The 14,994-nt window shown below is 70.9% G+C and carries 16 protein-coding genes; 8 read left to right on the top strand and 8 right to left on the bottom strand.

All coding sequences use genetic code 11. The features are described 5' to 3' along the window. The first annotated feature begins 30 nt into the window (after positions 1-30). Positions 31-240: a hypothetical protein gene (locus ABZY31_RS09550; RefSeq protein WP_356406694.1), complete on the top strand. Its 210-nt coding sequence runs from the start codon at positions 31-33 to the stop codon at positions 238-240. Between the two features lie 32 nt (positions 241-272). Here the strand turns inward: ABZY31_RS09550 and ABZY31_RS09545 are convergent, their stop codons facing one another. The 4 genes from ABZY31_RS09545 to ABZY31_RS09530 form a co-directional block, all read right to left on the bottom strand. Beyond that, complete coding sequence (locus ABZY31_RS09545; RefSeq protein WP_356406692.1) at positions 273-1,403, bottom strand: hypothetical protein; 1,131 nt, start codon at positions 1,401-1,403, stop codon at positions 273-275. Positions 1,404-1,535: 132 nt separating this feature from the next. Beyond that, positions 1,536-2,531, bottom strand: coding sequence for an ABC transporter substrate-binding protein (locus tag ABZY31_RS09540; protein WP_356406689.1), 996 nt, complete (start codon positions 2,529-2,531; stop codon positions 1,536-1,538). Between the two features lie 72 nt (positions 2,532-2,603). Beyond that, complete coding sequence (locus tag ABZY31_RS09535) at positions 2,604-3,275, bottom strand: ABC transporter permease (RefSeq protein ID WP_356406686.1); 672 nt, start codon at positions 3,273-3,275, stop codon at positions 2,604-2,606. 4 nt (positions 3,276-3,279) lie between these two features. Further along, complete coding sequence (locus ABZY31_RS09530) at positions 3,280-3,957, bottom strand: ABC transporter permease (protein ID WP_356406683.1); 678 nt, start codon at positions 3,955-3,957, stop codon at positions 3,280-3,282. A gap of 143 nt (positions 3,958-4,100) precedes the next feature. Between ABZY31_RS09530 and ABZY31_RS09525 the strand changes: the two genes are divergently transcribed. Then, positions 4,101-5,066: an ATP-binding cassette domain-containing protein gene (locus tag ABZY31_RS09525; protein WP_356406680.1), complete on the top strand. Its 966-nt coding sequence runs from the start codon at positions 4,101-4,103 to the stop codon at positions 5,064-5,066. A 66-nt stretch (positions 5,067-5,132) separates the two neighbouring features. Here the strand turns inward: ABZY31_RS09525 and ABZY31_RS09520 are convergent, their stop codons facing one another. Beyond that, a complete protein-coding gene (locus tag ABZY31_RS09520; RefSeq protein ID WP_356406677.1) occupies positions 5,133-6,242 on the bottom strand; it encodes an alpha/beta hydrolase-fold protein in 1,110 nt (369 codons plus the stop codon). A gap of 151 nt (positions 6,243-6,393) precedes the next feature. Here ABZY31_RS09520 and ABZY31_RS09515 point away from each other — a divergent pair, with 151 nt between their 5' ends. From ABZY31_RS09515 to ABZY31_RS09490, 6 genes are all read left to right on the top strand, one after another. Then, the gene (locus ABZY31_RS09515) at positions 6,394-8,244 is read left to right on the top strand and encodes a phosphatidylglycerol lysyltransferase domain-containing protein (RefSeq protein ID WP_356406674.1); all 1,851 of its coding nucleotides are present in this window, start codon (positions 6,394-6,396) and stop codon (positions 8,242-8,244) included. 93 nt (positions 8,245-8,337) lie between these two features. Continuing rightward, a complete protein-coding gene (folP, locus tag ABZY31_RS09510; protein WP_356406671.1) occupies positions 8,338-9,207 on the top strand; it encodes a dihydropteroate synthase in 870 nt (289 codons plus the stop codon). Positions 9,208-9,256: 49 nt separating this feature from the next. Then, positions 9,257-9,700 carry a nuclear transport factor 2 family protein gene (locus ABZY31_RS09505; RefSeq protein WP_356406668.1) on the top strand — a complete coding sequence of 148 codons (444 nt, stop codon included), beginning with the start codon at positions 9,257-9,259 and terminating at the stop codon, positions 9,698-9,700. A gap of 128 nt (positions 9,701-9,828) precedes the next feature. Next, on the top strand, positions 9,829-10,188 hold the full coding sequence (gene folB, locus ABZY31_RS09500) for a dihydroneopterin aldolase (protein ID WP_356406665.1): 360 nt from the start codon (positions 9,829-9,831) through the stop codon (positions 10,186-10,188). Beyond that, positions 10,185-10,793, top strand: a complete 609-nt coding sequence (folK, locus tag ABZY31_RS09495; RefSeq protein WP_356406662.1) for a 2-amino-4-hydroxy-6-hydroxymethyldihydropteridine diphosphokinase — start codon at positions 10,185-10,187, stop codon at positions 10,791-10,793. The genes folB and folK overlap by 4 nt, the downstream gene beginning before the upstream one ends. Positions 10,794-10,841: 48 nt before the next feature. Then, complete coding sequence (locus ABZY31_RS09490; RefSeq protein WP_356406659.1) at positions 10,842-11,321, top strand: DUF3180 domain-containing protein; 480 nt, start codon at positions 10,842-10,844, stop codon at positions 11,319-11,321. Positions 11,322-11,438: 117 nt separating this feature from the next. Here the strand turns inward: ABZY31_RS09490 and folE are convergent, their stop codons facing one another. From folE to hpt, 3 genes are all read right to left on the bottom strand, one after another. After that, positions 11,439-12,041: a GTP cyclohydrolase I FolE gene (gene folE / locus ABZY31_RS09485; RefSeq protein ID WP_356406656.1), complete on the bottom strand. Its 603-nt coding sequence runs from the start codon at positions 12,039-12,041 to the stop codon at positions 11,439-11,441. Positions 12,042-12,156: 115 nt separating this feature from the next. Then, positions 12,157-14,190, bottom strand: coding sequence for an ATP-dependent zinc metalloprotease FtsH (gene ftsH, locus ABZY31_RS09480; protein WP_356406653.1), 2,034 nt, complete (start codon positions 14,188-14,190; stop codon positions 12,157-12,159). A gap of 192 nt (positions 14,191-14,382) precedes the next feature. After that, positions 14,383-14,943 (bottom strand): hypoxanthine phosphoribosyltransferase, encoded by a 561-nt coding sequence (hpt, locus tag ABZY31_RS09475; protein ID WP_356406650.1) that lies wholly within the window; start codon positions 14,941-14,943, stop codon positions 14,383-14,385. Positions 14,944-14,994 lie beyond the last annotated feature (51 nt).

The following is a 14,994-nucleotide window of genomic DNA, read 5'->3' as shown; positions in this document are numbered from 1 at the left end:
GGTGTCGGTGCGAGGGGGCAGACTGGGACCATGTCCCACTCCCCCCGCCGCGCCTGCCCCGCCTGCGGACGCGACTGCGCCGTGACCGCCGGCCGGATCGCCCGCCACGATCCCCCCGGCGGCAGGGGCGAGCTGGTCTCCTGCCCGGGCTCGCGGGCGCGCGTGGTGCTGGGCGCCTCGGCGCCGACGCTGGACGGCTTCGTCCTGGCCGAACTGCCGGGCCAGCTCCCGCTGTTCTGACCGGGGCACGGCGGGGCCGCGCGGCCCCCGGGCTACGAGATCGCGGTGCGCAGCCGGGCGACGTCGATCGGCTCGGTCTCGTCGTGCTCGGTCAGGTCGATGACCTGGCCCGCGGCGCGCGGTTCGGGGGTGGCAGGCCCGGCCTCCGGCCGGTCCGCTTCCGCCGCCGATTCCGCCTCGTGGGCCGCGAGGGCCTCGGCGCCCACGACGTCGGCGAGGTCCTCGTGCTGGACCGCCTCGATCGCGGCGCGGGTCTGGGCGGCGGTCTTGGTGCCGAAGAAGTCGAAGCCCCCCTCGACGCGGGAGGTCAGACGGCGCGACGCGGCGTAGGGGGCCACGGCGGCCGCGAGCCGCCGGGCCGGGACCGCGGCCGCGGGGCCGGGCCGGGAGTGGGGGGCCGCCTGGCGCGGGGCCGCCGCCGCGGCGCCGCCCTCCGTGTCTGATGCGGCGCCGGATTCCGGTGCGGCCGCCGATCCCGTTCCCGCTCCTGCCGGGGTGCCGGTCCGCGTGCCGGATCCCGCCCCGCCCCGGACGGACGGCGGGGTGCGCCGGGTGGTCGGCTCGCCGGGCCCGCCCGTCCGCGCCGTACGGGCGAGGGCGGCCAGGGCGGCGTTGGCCCGGGCGTAGCCCACCGGGGTGGGCGCGCCGCTCGCGGTGCGCTCCTCGGAAACCGGCGGGAGTTCCCGGGGTGCCTTGGCCGGCGTCGCGGCGGCCTCGATGGCCAGCAGCCGGCGGCCCTCCAGCGCGCTGGCCCGCTCGGTCTCGGCGGTCGCGTACCGGCGCAGCAGCGCGGCGTGCTCGCCGCGCAGGCCCGCCAGTTCGACGCGCTTGGCGCGCAGCTTGGTGTCCAGGCGGGCCCGCAGCGCGCGGGACTCCTCCAGGTCGGACTCCAGCTCGGCTATCCGCTCATCGGTGCGCCACTCGTCCTTGACCCGCTCGCGCGTCAGCTCCGCGACCCGGCGGCCCGCCGCCCGGTCCCAGGCGCGCATGACGACGGCGCCGGTGACCCCGGCAGCGCCGGCGAAGGCCACGAGCAGCCGGAGCGCCACGGGTTCCGCGAGCAGCCAGGCCACGCCCGCGCTGGTGATCGAGGCACCTGCGAGGGTCGTCGGCGTGAGCAGCCGGTGCAGGGGTTCGGGATTGCGGTGGCGTCCACGGGGCATGGCCAGAAATTTACAGGGCGTACGGGGCCCGTGGGGTAACTGCCCGGCAATCTGTTTCCGGGCAGTTACCCGACGTGTGGCCATCGACCGTGTAACGGCGCCTGAGGCGGCCGCTCCTGACCCTTTTTCCGGTTACTTCTTCAGCAGGCCCTTCGACTCCAGATAGGCCTTCGCGACGTCCGCGGGCTTGGCCCGCTCCGCGTCCACCTTGCGGTTCAGGTCGACCAGGTCGGCCGTCGTGAGCGTCTTGGTGAGCTTGTCGAGCGCGGCCGCGACCTCGGGGGCGCCCGCGTCCTTGGCGTTGACCACGGGCAGGACGTTGTCCGCGTTCTGGAGCTTCTTGTCGTCCTCCAGCAGCACCAGGCCGTAGCTGTCGAGGGTGGCGTCGGTGGTCGTGGTGAGCACGAGCTGGTCGACGCCGTCCTTGACGGCCTGCTTGGCCTGCGGGGTGCCGACGCCCTTGGGATCGATACCGGAAATGTCGATTCCGTATGTTGCCTTCAATCCCACCGCGCAGAAGGGGCGGACGGTGCATTCGTCGCTCGCCGCGATCTTCACCTTCGCCCCCGACCTGCCCAGGTCGGAAAGGGACTTCAGGTTGTTCTTCGCCGCGAATTCCTTGGTCACCGCGAAGGCGTTCTGGTCGACCGCCGCGCCCGCCGGGAGCACCTTGAGCCCGAGCGGACCCGCGAGCTTCTCCAGGGCGGCGACCGTCGCCGTCACGTCGCTGGACGCGACGGGCTTCTGCTCGGGCGCCTTGGAGCCGTTCACCTTGGCGTTGAGGAACTCCGCGAGGGTGGCCGCGTACTCCGGGACGATGTCGATCTCGCCCTTCTCCAGCGACGGCTCGTACAGCTCGCGGTTGTTGACCGTGGTGATCGAGGTGCCGTAGCCCGCGTCCTTGAGGACCTGGGCGTACAGCTCGGCCAGCACGTTCGACTCGGTGAACCCGGCGGCGCCGATCACCAGCTTGCCCTTGGCCCCGCCGGACGAGGAAGTGTCGGAGGAAGAGGACGACGCGCCGCCGTCCTTCGTCTTCTCCAGGCTGTCACCGCCGCACGCGGAGAGCGAAGCGGTGAGGGCCACCGCGCCCAGTGTCGCGCCGAGGATGCGCGTGGTCTTGCCCATGGTTGCTCCGTTCAGGAGTCGAGAAGCAGAGGATGACGAACGAGAAAAAGAGGGTCCGCAGCCGACGCGCTGTCAGCCGGCCGGTACCGCCGGGCGCAGCAGCAGCCGGTCGACGGCCACCAGGACGCCTTCGACCACCAGGGCCAGCGCCGCGACCAGCAGGGCGCCCGCGATGACCTGCGGGGTGTTGAAGGTGTTGAACCCGGCCGTGATGATGCGGCCGAGGCCACCCTGGCCGACCATGGCCGCGATCGTGGCCGTCGCGATGACCTGGACGGCCGCCGACCGCAGGCCCGTCATCACCAGGGGGCGCGCGAGCGGCAGCTCCACGCGCAGGAACAGCTGGCGCCCGGACATGCCCATGCCCCGGGCCGCCTCCACCACCGAGCGGTCCACGCCGCGCATGCCGACGTAGGCGTTGGTGAGCAGCGGTGGCACGGCGAACAGGACCAGCGCGGCGATCGTCGGTACGTAGCCCGCGCTGCGCAGCGGCGAGACCATGAACAGCGCGAGGACGGCGAAGACCGGGACGGCCCGGCCGATGTTGGAGACGTTGACGGCGAGGGCGCCGCCCTTGCCGAGGTGGCCGAGCCAGAGACCGACCGGCAGCGCCACCGCGCAGGCGAGGGCCAGTGCGACCCCGCTCACGTAGGCGTGCTCCGCGAGCCGGTGCCACACGCCGCTCTCGCCGGACCAGTTGGCGCCGTCCCCGAGCCAGTCCGCGGCCTCACCCAGTACGCCCATCGGCTCAGCCCTCCTGCACGGCGCGGGTCCAGGGGGTCACCAGCCGCTGGACGCCGAGCAGCAGCAGGTCGGCCACGAGCGCGAGCAGCACGCACAGCACGGATGCGGTGAGCACCTGGGCCTTGAAGGAACTGTTGACCGCGGGGGCGATGAGGTTGCCCAGGCCGCCCTTGCCGACGATCGAACCGACCGTGGTGAGCGCGACGGTGGACACCGTGGCGATACGGACCCCCGCGAGCAGCGCCGGCAGCGCGAGCGGCAGTTCGACCTGCCACAGCAGCCGGCCCGGCCCGTACCCCATGCCGCGCGCCGCCTCGCGGACCTCCTCCGGGACGCCTTCCAGCCCGGCCAGCACGTTGCGCACCAGGATGGTCAGCGAATAGAGGACCAGGCCGGTCACCACGAGGGAGGCCGACAGCCCGAAGAAGGGCAGCAGCAGCGAGAACATGGCGAGCGAGGGGATCGTGTAGAGCAGGGTGGTCAGGCCCAGCACGGGCGCGGCCCAGCGGCGGCCGCGGCGGGCCAGCAGGGCGAGCGGGACGGAGACCGCGACGCCGATGAGGACCGAGACCACCGTGATCCAGACGTGCTGGAGGGTGGCGTCCGTCAGCTCCTGGCTGCGGGACGTGACGTAGTCCCAGCAGATCCAGTCGTTCGCCACCAGGCAGCTCTGCCCGGCCATCGTGCTCACCCCCAGTCACCGATCCGCTCACCGAACGCGTGTACAGCGACCATAACCCCCGCCGCCGACAACGGCCGGAATCATTCGCAGCGGGGCAACACTCCCTTTACAAAACCCCTCCACGGGTAGGGAAGGATGGACCGGTGATCCGATTCGAGCATGTGACCAAGCGTTACCCCGACGGGACGACCGCCGTGGACGACGTGTCCTTCGAGGTGGCCGAGGGCGAGCTGGTCACCCTCGTGGGCCCGTCCGGCTGCGGCAAGACGACGACCATGAAGATGGTCAACCGGCTGATCGACCCGACGGACGGCCGGATCCTGCTGAAGGGCGAGGACATCGCGGCCGCCGACCCGGTCGAGCTGCGGCGCCGGATCGGCTACGTCATCCAGCAGGTCGGGCTCTTCCCGCACAAGACGGTGCTGGAGAACACCGCGACCGTCCCCCAGCTGATCGGCACGCCGAAGGCCAAGGCGCGCGCCCGGGCGGCCGAGCTGCTCGAACTGGTGGGCCTGGATCCGGCCACCTACGGGGGCCGTTACCCGCAGCAGCTGTCGGGCGGCCAGCGCCAGCGCGTGGGAGTGGCCCGGGCGCTCGCGGCCGACCCGCCCGTGCTGCTGATGGACGAGCCGTTCGGCGCGGTGGACCCGGTGGTCCGCGAGCGGCTGCAGAACGACCTGCTGGCCCTGCAGAAGTCCGTGCGGAAAACGATCCTGCTGGTCACGCACGACCTGGAGGAGGCGATCCGGCTCGGTGACCGCATCGCCGTCTACGGCGAGGGCACCATCGAGCAGTTCGCGCGCCCGGCCACCGTGCTGGGCGCGCCGGCCACGGAGTACGTCGCCCGGTTCGTGGGCAGCGACCGGGGGCTCAAGCGGCTCGCGGTGACCGCGGTGGCGGTCGACGACCTGGCCGCGGTGGACGGGCAGGGGGATCCGGCCGCGTCGGTGGCGCTGGGGGCGAGCCTGCGGGAGGCGCTGGCGGTGCTGCTCCAGGAGGACTCGGGGCGGATCGGGGTCAGGGATCCGGAGTCCGGCGCGCTGGTCGGCGTCCTCACTCCGCAGGGCGTGCACCGGGCACTGCGCCGGGCGGAGTTCCAGGAGGCCTGAGCGGAGTTGCGGGAGGCCTGAGCGGGGGCCCGCGCGAGCGCGGGGCCCGGGCTCAGGCGCGGGGAATCAGGCCTGCACCCGGCTGCTCAGCCACACCAGCATCGGCGGGATCTCCCGGCGCCAGGTGTTGAAGTTGTGGCCGCCGCTGTCGAGGATGATCGAGGAGACCCGGTCCGGGCTCTTGACGCCCTTGATGAACTTGCGGGTGTCCCCGATGTTCGGCTCGCCCTTCTCGCTGCTGGTGACGAGGAACGAGGTACCGGACGGGGCCTTGCCCTCCAGGCTCTTCAGGACGTCGGCGCGGTCCTTGAGCTTGGCGTCGCCGTGGAAGAGGTCACCGGTGGTCGGGTCGTTCGGCGCCTCGTAGTAGGCGGACAGGCCGACGGCCGTGCCGAAGGTCTTGGGGTGGTGCGCGGCGATCTTCAGCGCGCAGTAGCCGCCGGTCGAGTTGCCGATGAAGGCCATGTTCTCGGCCTTCTTGCCGACCCGGAAGGTCTCTGTGATGGCCTGCGGGAGGTCCTTGGCGAAGAAGGTCTCGGTCTGCGGGCCGCCCGGGATGTCCACGCACTCGGTGTCGCGCGGCGGTGCCACCGTCGGGCGGAGCATGACCAGGATCATCGGCTTCATCTTGCCCGCTTTGGCCTGCTTGAAGGCCGTCATGGGGTAGTTCAGCCCTTTGATCAGGTTCTCCGCCGTGCCCGGGTAGCCGGTCAGCACGATCCCGGCCGGAAAGTTGGCCTTGGCGTGCTGCGGCTGGAAGTACTCCGGCGGCAGCCAGACGTAGCCCGGGCTCGTTATGTTCGACTTCTGGCCCGTTATCGACACCTTCAAGATCTGACCGCCGACGGACGGCCGGGCACCCCCCGGGACGTCCAGCTTCTGCTTGGCGACGACCTTGATGTCCTTGCTGCTCATCGAGTGGTCGACGACCTTGCCCACCGAGGTCTCCTGACCGAAGAGGTCGGCCCAGGATCCGTAGAACAGGAAGGACTTGTTGGCCGCGAGGCCGACTGCGGAGAACAGCGCCAGCTGCGTCGCCAGGAGGAGCGCGATGCGGCCGGTGTACGCACGGAACGTGCGGCCCGAGAGCCGCGGCCAGAACCAGACCGTTGCCGCGAACAGCAGCACACCGGCGATGATGGCCAGCGCCAGAACCAGATTGCTGGTGAGACCCATGAGCAGTAAGCCGTCTTTCTGAGTGGCAGGACGAGTTTTTGCGATGAGGGAGTGAACCCGCTCCCCCTTCGTGTCGTCCTACTGGACGCACCACACACCGGAGGCCGTCACGGCCTTCGGCCAATGATCTCTCGCGGAGCAACGGGAAGCGATGTCTAGCAGGATAGATGGCGATAAGTCGGGACAGGTTCCGAGCCGGGTCCGCCGAATCCTCCGCGGACCACGACCGGAGGCCGTACCCGGCCTGGTAGGCACGGCCGTGATGATCGTCGGGTTCCTCGACGTCCTCGCGGGTGTCTTCCCGCGCTTCCGGCACAGCCGGGTCCACGCCTTCACCGAGGTGATCCCCGGATCCCTCGGCCCCTTCGCCGCCGCCCTCGCCATCAGCGCGGGCGTGCTGCTCCTCCTCCTGGCCCACGGACTCAAGCGCCGCAAGCGCCGGGCCTGGCGGGCCGCCGTCGTCCTGCTGCCCGCGGGCGCGGTGGCGCAGTTCGCGTACCGCCACTCCTTCGTCAGCCTGGTCCTCGCGGCGGCGCTGTTCGCGCTGATCCTGCGCCACCAGGGTGAATTCAAGGCACTGCCGGATCCGCGCAGCCGCTGGAAGGCGCTCGCCAACTTCGTCCTGATGAGCGCCGGCTCGATCGGCCTCGGCCTCGTCATCGTGAACTCGCACCCGGGCAAGGTCGTCGGAAACCCGGGCATCTACGAACAGATCACCCACGTCGTCTACGGCCTCTTCGGCTTCGAGGGCCCCGTCGACTACGCCGGGCGGGTCTCCTGGACGGTCGGCTACTCCCTCGGCGCGCTCGGCATGCTGACCGCGCTGACCACCATGTACCTCGCCTTCCGCCCCGAGCACCCGGCCGCCCGCCTCACCGCGGACGACGAGACGAAGCTGCGCGAGCTGCTCGCCAAGCACGGCGGCCGCGACTCGCTGGGCCACTTCGCGCTCCGCCGCGACAAGGCCGTCGTCTTCTCCCCCAGCGGCAAGGCCGCCGTCACCTACCGCGTCGTCTCCAGCGTGATGCTCGCCTCCGGCGACCCCATAGGCGACGTCGAGGCCTGGCCGGGCGCGATCGAGCGGTTCATGGAGGAGGCCAAGGCCCACTCGTGGACCCCGGCCGTCGTGGGCTGCTCCGAGACCGGCGGCGAGGTGTGGACCCGCGAGACCGGTCTGGACGCCCTGGAACTGGGCGACGAGGCGATCGTCGACGTCAAGGACTTCTCGCTCGCCGGACGCGCCATGCGCAACGTCCGCCAGATGGTCAAGCGCATCGAGCGCAACGGCTACACCACCAAGGTCCGCCGGGTCAGCGAGCTGACCGCGGACGAGCTGGAGCAGGTGCGCGGCGCCGCCGAGGCGTGGCGCGGCACCGACACCGAGCGCGGCTTCTCCATGGCGCTGGGCCGGGTCGGCGACCCGGGCGACGGCGACTGCTACATCGCCACCGCGCACCGCGTGGAGGAGGGCGACACCAGCCCGTACGGCGACCTGAAGGCCGTCCTGCACTTCGTCCCGTGGGGCAAGGACGGCATGTCGCTGGAGCTGATGCGCCGCGACCGCGCCGCCGACCCCGGCATGAACGAGCTGCTGATCGTGGCATCCCTGGAGGCCGCCCCCGCGCTGGGCATCGAGAAGGTCTCGCTGAACTTCGCGATGTTCCGCGCGGCGCTCGCCCGCGGCGAGAAGATCGGCGCGGGTCCCGTCCTGCGCATGTGGCGCGGCCTGCTGGTCTTCCTCTCGCGCTGGTTCCAGATCGAGTCGCTGTACAAGTTCAACGAGAAGTTCCGGCCCCGCTGGGAGCCCCGCTTCATGGTCTACCGCAGCAGCCGCGACCTCCCCCGCATCGGCTTCGCCGTGATGCAGGCGGAAGGCTTCGTGACGGTGGCCCTGCCGCGCCTCTTCGCCGCCCGCCGGCGTCCGAAGCCGGTCCGCACCTGCACCCACGAGCACGGCGCCACCGTGCCCTCCCAGGGCGACCGCAAGGTGCGGGCGGCGTAACGCTGCGCACCCGTGCGCGTACGGGAACCCGGGCCCCGGCAGCCGACAGGCGCCGGGGCCCTGCCATCCGCAGGGCAGCTCTACCCTGGACCCATGAACACGAAGCGCGCAGCCGTCACCAGGGGCACGGTCACGGGTCTGCCGCGATGGGACCGCTGCGGGGTCATGGGCGTGGTCAACGTCACCCCCGACTCCTTCTCCGACGGCGGACGCTGGTTCGACACCACGGCGGCCGTCAAGCGCGGCCTGGACCTGGTGGCCGCGGGCGCCGACCTCGTGGACGTCGGCGGCGAGTCCACCCGGCCCGGCGCCACCCGCGTCGACGAGGAGGAGGAGCTGCGCCGCGTCGTCCCCGTGGTGCGCGGCCTGGCCTCCGAGGGGATCACCGTGTCCGTCGACACCATGCGGGCCACCGTGGCCGCGCGGGCCGTCGAGGCGGGCGCGGCGCTGGTCAACGACGTCAGCGGCGGACTGGCCGACCCCGGCATGATCGGGGCCGTCGCGGCCGCCGAGGTGCCCTTCGTGGTGATGCACTGGCGCGGCTTCAGCGAGGGCATGAACAGCCTCGCCGTGTACGAGGACGTGGTCGCCGAGGTCACCGCCGAGCTGCGGACGCGGATCGACGCGGTCATCGCGGGCGGCATCGCCCCCGACCGGCTCGTCGTGGACCCGGGTCTCGGCTTCGCCAAGAACGCCGAGCACGACCTGGCGCTGGTCGCGCACCTCCCCGAGCTGCGGGCGCTGGGCTTCCCGCTGCTGGTCGCGGCCTCGCGCAAGCGGTTCCTCGGCCGCGTGCTGGCGGGCTCGCACTCCGCTCCCCCGCCCGCCCGCGAGCGCGACGCGGCCACCGCCGCCGTCTCCGCGATCGCGGCGCACGAGGGCGCCTGGGCCGTCCGGGTCCACGAGGTACGGGCGACGGCGGACGCGGTTCGGGTGGCCCGCGCCGTGGAAGGGGCACTGTGATCCGCGCAGTGATCCGCACGGCGGTCGAACGCGCAGGGGAAGGGGCACGGTGAGCCGTACCGACATCGAGGCGGTCGAAGAGGTCAACACGGCCTTCTACGAGGCGATGGAGCGGGGGGACTTCGACGCACTGTCGGCGCTCTGGCTGGAGGACGAGATCTCCTGCGTCCACCCGGGCTGGCCGGTCCTCGCGGGCCGCGGCGAGGTCCTGCGCTCGTACGCGCTGATCATGAGCCACACCGAGTACATCCAGTTCTTCCTGACCGACACCAAGGTGACCGTGATAGCCGACACGGCCGTCGTCACCTGCACCGAGAACATCCTCAGCGGCGGGCCCGCCGAGGACGGCGGGGAGCTGGGCCCCCTCGTGGGGCAGCTGGTCGTCGCGACGAATGTGTTCCGTCGCACATCCGAAGGGTGGCGGCTGTGGTCCCACCACGGATCTCCGGTGCTCACGGACTCCGAGGAGGACGGGGACGAGGAGCCTTCCTGACCCCGTCGGCACGGTTCGCCCGTCATCGCAGGTAAATTCGAAGACGGACGACGCCGACCGCACTCGGCTCAGGCCCTTGCCCCGGGGAGCCCCGGACGGCAGTACCTAGGAAAGCAGGAGTGATTCGCGTGGATCGTGTCGCGCTGCGCGGCCTCAAGGCTCGCGGACACCATGGCGTCTTCCCCCGGGAGCGCGAGGAAGGCCAGACCTTCATCGTCGACCTGGTGCTCCACATCGACACCCGGCCCGCCGCCGCGGACGACGACCTGACGAAGACCGTGCACTACGGCGTGGTGGCCGAGGAGGTCGTGGAGGTGGTCCAGGGCGAGCCGGTCGACCTCATCGAAACCCTCGCCGAGCGGATCGCCCAGCGCTGCCTCAAGCACGACGCGGTGGCCGAGGTCGAGGTCGTCGTGCACAAACCGGACGCGCCGATCACCGTCCCCTTCGACGACGTGACCATCACGATCACCCGGAGCCGCGCATGAACAACGGACTGAAGGCACAGAGCGACCCGACCGTACAGCCGGTCCCCGCCTCCGTCGTCGAGACGGTGGACGCCGCGGACGTGACCCTCTCCAACCCCCGCTGGGCCGTCATCGCCCTCGGCGCGAACCTCGGCAACCGCCTGGAGACCCTCCAGGGCGCCATCGACGCCCTCGGCGACACCCCCGGCCTGCGGGTCAAGGGCGTCTCCGGCGTGTACGAGACGGAGCCCTGGGGCGTGGAGCCCGGCTCGCAGCCGGCCTACTTCAACGCCGTGGTCCGCGTGAAGACCACGCTGCCGCCGTCCTCGCTGCTCGAACGCGGGCACGCGATCGAGGAGGCCTTCGACCGCGTCCGCGAGGAGCGCTGGGGGCCGCGCACCATCGACGTCGACATCGTCGCGTACGCCGACGTGGTCTCCGACGACCCGGCGCTCACCCTCCCGCACCCGCGCGCCCACCTGCGCGCCTTCGTGCTGGCCCCGTGGCACGACGTGGACCCGGAGGCCGTGATCGCGGGCCGCGGCAGCGTCGCAGAGCTGCTGGCCGCCGTCGGGCGGGACGGCGTCACGGCGCGCCCCGACCTGGAACTCCACCTGCCGGAGTAGTCGTTAGCCTGTTCACTGCTGTCGGATGGGAAAGCGGGGAACGGGTACGTGAAGCAACTGAGGCCGGTCGTCCTGGCGGGCATCTTCGCGGTCGCCGGGGTGCTGTCCTGGGCGGGCGCCCGGCTGTGGAACTCCTACGGGACCCTGCCGGGGGTGCCGCTGGCGGCCCCGGTCGTCCTCGCGGTGATCGCCGTCGTGCTGTGCGCCACGGCCCTCTCGCTGCGCGGCCGCCTCAAGGCCCAGCGGGAACGCCGGCCGGGCGCGAAGGGCGTGGATCCCCTGATGGCGGCCCGCGCGGTCGTCTTCGGGCAGGCCAGCGCCCTCGTGGCGGCCCTCGTGGCGGGCATGTACGGCGGTGTGGGGCTCTTTCTCCTCACGGACGGCCTGGACGTGCCCGCCCGGCGCGAGCAGGCCTACTACGCGGGCTTCTCGGTCCTGGCCGGTTTCGCGGTGATCGTCGCGGCCCTCTTCCTGGAGCGCGTCCTGCGGCTGCCGGACGACGAGGACGACGCGGCCGCCCGCGTCTGACCCCGGGGGCACGGAAGAAGACACGGAAGACACACGGAAGAAAAGGACGGCGGTCGCGCGATGCGACCGCCGTCCTTTCCCGTGTCCGGGTACGCGCCTGCCGTGTCCGGGGGCGCGTCAGCCCACGATGAGGCTCATGGCCTCGCTGCGGGTCGCGGGGTCGCGGAGCTGGCCGCGGACCGCCGAGGTGATCGTCTTGGCGCCCGGCTTGCGGATGCCGCGGACCGACATGCACATGTGCTCGGCCTGGACGACGACGATGGCCCCGCGGGCCTCCAGGATGCGCATCAGCGAGTCGGCTATCTGCGAGGTGAGCCGCTCCTGCACCTGGGGGCGGCGGGCGAAGACCTCGACCAGCCGGGCCAGCTTCGACAGACCGGTGATCTTGCCGGACTCCGCCGGGATGTACCCCACGTGGGCCACGCCGTGGAAGGGCAGCAGGTGGTGCTCGCAGAGGCTGACGATCTCGATGTCCTTCACCAGGACCATCTCGTCGTGCCCCAGGTCGAACGTCGTGGTGAGCACGTCCTCCGGCTCCTGCCGCAGGCCCGCCAGGATCTCGCGGTAGGCCCGCGCCACCCGTGCCGGGGTCTCCAGAAGGCCCTCGCGGTCCGGGTTCTCACCGACCGCGAGGAGGAGCTCGCGCACCGCCGCCTCGGCACGCTTCTCGTCGAACTCGCGGACCACGCCGTCGCCCTCCAGGGTCACCGGATCGGTCATCTCTTCCTCGTTCCTGCCTTGCAGTGCTGTACAGCAGTGCTGGACATATAAAAGTGCCGCGGCCCCCAGGCTAGATCCTGGGGACCGCGGCATCCATTCCGGAGTGCTCGTCGCGTCAGCTCTCGGGACGGTCCTCCGGGGCCGCCTCGGGGGTCTTCTCCGTGGACACCGGAGTCGAGACGGGAGCGGAGCTCCCGTTCGCCGCGTTCGTCAGCGACAGCTCCCGGGGGGAGAGCACCGGCGGACGCGTCGACGGGGTACGGCGGGAGGATCCGGTCCACGCGGGGCGGGCCGGACGCTTCACGATCGTCGAGAAGACCTCGGCGATCTGCTCCTTGTTCAGCGTTTCCTTCTCCAGCAGCGCGAGGACGAGGTTGTCCAGGACGTCGCGGTTCTCGACCAGGATTTCCCAGGCCTCGTTGTGCGCCGTCTCGATGAGCTTCTTGACCTCTTCGTCCACCAGCGCGGCGACCTCTTCCGAGTAGTCGCGCTGGTGCGTCATGTCGCGGCCCAGGAACGGTTCGGTGTTGTCGCCACCGAACTTGATCGCGCCCAGGCGCTCCGTCATGCCGTACTGGGTGACCATCGCGCGGGCCGTGGCGGTGGCCTTCTCGATGTCGTTCGCGGCGCCCGTGGTCGGGTCGTGGAAGACCAGTTCCTCGGCCGCGCGACCGCCCAGCATGTACGCGAGCTGGTCGAGCATCTCGTTGCGCGTGGTGGAGTACTTGTCCTCGTCCGGCAGGACCATGGTGTACCCCAGGGCACGGCCGCGGGACAGGATCGTGATCTTGTGGACCGGGTCGGAGTTCGGGGAAGCCGCCGCGACCAGGGCGTGTCCGCCCTCGTGGTACGCGGTGATCTTCTTTTCCCGGTCCGACATGATCCGGGTCCGCTTCTGCGGGCCCGCCACGACGCGGTCGATCGCCTCGTCCAGGGAGTGGTTGTCGATCAGCTTGCGGTCCCCGCGCGCGGTGAGCAGCGCGGCTTCGTTCAGCACGTTCGCCAGGTCCGCTCCGGTGAAACCGGGCGTACGACGGGCCACCGCGCCCAGGTCGACGTCCGGGGCGACCGGCTTGCCCTTCTGGTGGACCTTGAGGATCTCCAGACGGCCCTGCATGTCCGGGCGGTCGACCGCGATCTGGCGGTCGAAGCGGCCGGGGCGCAGCAGCGCCGGGTCGAGGATGTCCGGACGGTTCGTGGCGGCGATCAGGATGACGCCGCCCTTCACGTCGAAGCCGTCCATCTCGACCAGCAGCTGGTTGAGGGTCTGCTCGCGCTCGTCGTGGCCGCCGCCGAGACCCGCACCGCGGTGCCGGCCGACGGCGTCGATCTCGTCGACGAAGACGATCGCCGGAGCGTTGGCCTTGGCCTGTTCGAACAGGTCGCGGACACGCGAGGCACCGACACCGACGAACATCTCGACGAAGTCGGAACCGGAGATCGAGTAGAAGGGAACACCGGCTTCGCCCGCGACGGCGCGCGCGAGCAGGGTCTTGCCGGTGCCGGGCGGGCCGTAGAGCAGCACGCCCTTGGGGATCTTCGCGCCAACGGCCTGGAACTTGGCCGGCTCCTGCAGGAACTCCTTGATCTCGTGGAGTTCCTCCACCGCCTCGTCCGAGCCCGCCACGTCGGCGAACGTCGTCTTCGGCGTGTCCTTGGTGATCAGCTTGGCCTTGGACTTCCCGAAGTTCATGACCCGGGAGCCGCCGCCCTGCATCTGATTCATCAGGAACAGGAAGACCACGACGATCAGGACGAAGGGCAGCAGGGACAGCAGCACGCTCAGGAACGGGCTGGTCTTGTCCGGCGAGACGGTGTACCCGTCCGCGATCTTGCCCGCGTCGTACTTGGTCTGGAGGTCCTTGGCGAGCGCGACGCCCTGGTCCCCGATGTAGTTGGCCTGGAACTTGGTGCCGTCGTTCTTGCCGAGCTTCTCGCCACTCTTCAGCTCGACTTTGATCATCTGGCTGTCACCGGTGGTGAGCTTGGCGCTCGCCACCTGGTCCTGGTTGATCGCCTTGATGACCTCGCTGGTCTCCACCGACTTGTAGCCGCCGCCGGAGCCGACGACGTTCATCAACACGACCACGGCGAGGACGGCCAGCACGATCCACATGACCGGCCCACGGAAGTATCGCTTCACGTCCATCCATACGGGGCGCAGAGCACCCCGTCCCTCCTGCCCGTAGGTAAATGCTGCTGTGAGTAAAGACTGTTCTTCGGAATGTACCCCTGAATTGTCACCCGCGGCCTCGTGGGACGGCTGACAGACCCGCCTTCCCCTGCTCCAACGGCGGGAATCGCCCCCAGGTTCCCCGGCGGGGATCCGGGAGCGCCGGGGTCAGCCGCCGTACACGTGCGGGGCGAGCGTGCCCACGAACGGGAGGTTGCGGTACTTCTCGGCGTAGTCGAGGCCGTAGCCGACGACGAACTCGTTGGGGATGTCGAAGCCGACCCAGCGGACGTCGATGGCGACCTTCGCCGCGTCGGGCTTGCGGAGCAGGGTGCAGACCTCCAGGGAGGCCGGCTCGCGGGAGCCCAGGTTCGACAGCAGCCAGGACAGCGTCAGACCGGAGTCGATGATGTCCTCGACGATCAGGACGTGCTTGCCCTTGATGTCGGTGTCGAGGTCCTTGAGGATGCGGACCACTCCGGAGGACTGGGTCCCGGCCCCGTAGGAGGACACCGCCATCCAGTCCATGGTGAGCGGGGTGGACAAGGCGCGTGCCAGGTCCGCCATCACCATCACGGCGCCCTTGAGGACACCGACGATGAGCAGGTCCTTGCCCGCGTACTGCTCGTCGATCTTCGCGGCCAGCTCGGCCAGCTTCGCGTCGATCTCTTCCTTGGTGATGAGCACCGACTGGAGGTCGTCGCCCATGTCCTTCTCGTCCACCCGCATCACTTTCGTTGTCGGCCGCGGCTCCGGGGTTCCCCGGAGGCCTCAGCCGTG

It is taken from the genome of Streptomyces sp. NPDC006529 (assembly GCF_040611795.1).
In the GTDB taxonomy this organism is placed as follows: domain Bacteria; phylum Actinomycetota; class Actinomycetes; order Streptomycetales; family Streptomycetaceae; genus Streptomyces.
The sequence above is the reverse complement of the archived record's forward strand: the minus strand, read 5'-3'. Positions and strand labels throughout refer to the sequence as shown.

Excerpts from the sequence above, each read along its gene's own strand:
- ABZY31_RS09550 (WP_356406694.1), top strand. The coding sequence starts at position 31 with ATGTCCCACTCCCCCCGCCGCGCCTGCCCCGCCTGCGGACGCGACTGC.
- ABZY31_RS09545 (WP_356406692.1), bottom strand. The coding sequence starts at position 1,403 with ATGCCCCGTGGACGCCACCGCAATCCCGAACCCCTGCACCGGCTGCTC.
- ABZY31_RS09540 (WP_356406689.1), bottom strand. The coding sequence starts at position 2,531 with ATGGGCAAGACCACGCGCATCCTCGGCGCGACACTGGGCGCGGTGGCC.
- ABZY31_RS09535 (WP_356406686.1), bottom strand. The coding sequence starts at position 3,275 with ATGGGCGTACTGGGTGAGGCCGCGGACTGGCTCGGGGACGGCGCCAAC.
- ABZY31_RS09530 (WP_356406683.1), bottom strand. The coding sequence starts at position 3,957 with ATGGCCGGGCAGAGCTGCCTGGTGGCGAACGACTGGATCTGCTGGGAC.
- ABZY31_RS09520 (WP_356406677.1), bottom strand. The coding sequence starts at position 6,242 with ATGGGTCTCACCAGCAATCTGGTTCTGGCGCTGGCCATCATCGCCGGT.
- ABZY31_RS09515 (WP_356406674.1), top strand. The coding sequence starts at position 6,394 with ATGTCTAGCAGGATAGATGGCGATAAGTCGGGACAGGTTCCGAGCCGG.
- folP (WP_356406671.1), top strand. The coding sequence starts at position 8,338 with ATGAACACGAAGCGCGCAGCCGTCACCAGGGGCACGGTCACGGGTCTG.
- folK (WP_356406662.1), top strand. The coding sequence starts at position 10,185 with ATGAACAACGGACTGAAGGCACAGAGCGACCCGACCGTACAGCCGGTC.
- folE (WP_356406656.1), bottom strand. The coding sequence starts at position 12,041 with ATGACCGATCCGGTGACCCTGGAGGGCGACGGCGTGGTCCGCGAGTTC.
- ftsH (WP_356406653.1), bottom strand. The coding sequence starts at position 14,190 with ATGGACGTGAAGCGATACTTCCGTGGGCCGGTCATGTGGATCGTGCTG.
- hpt (WP_356406650.1), bottom strand. The coding sequence starts at position 14,943 with ATGCGGGTGGACGAGAAGGACATGGGCGACGACCTCCAGTCGGTGCTC.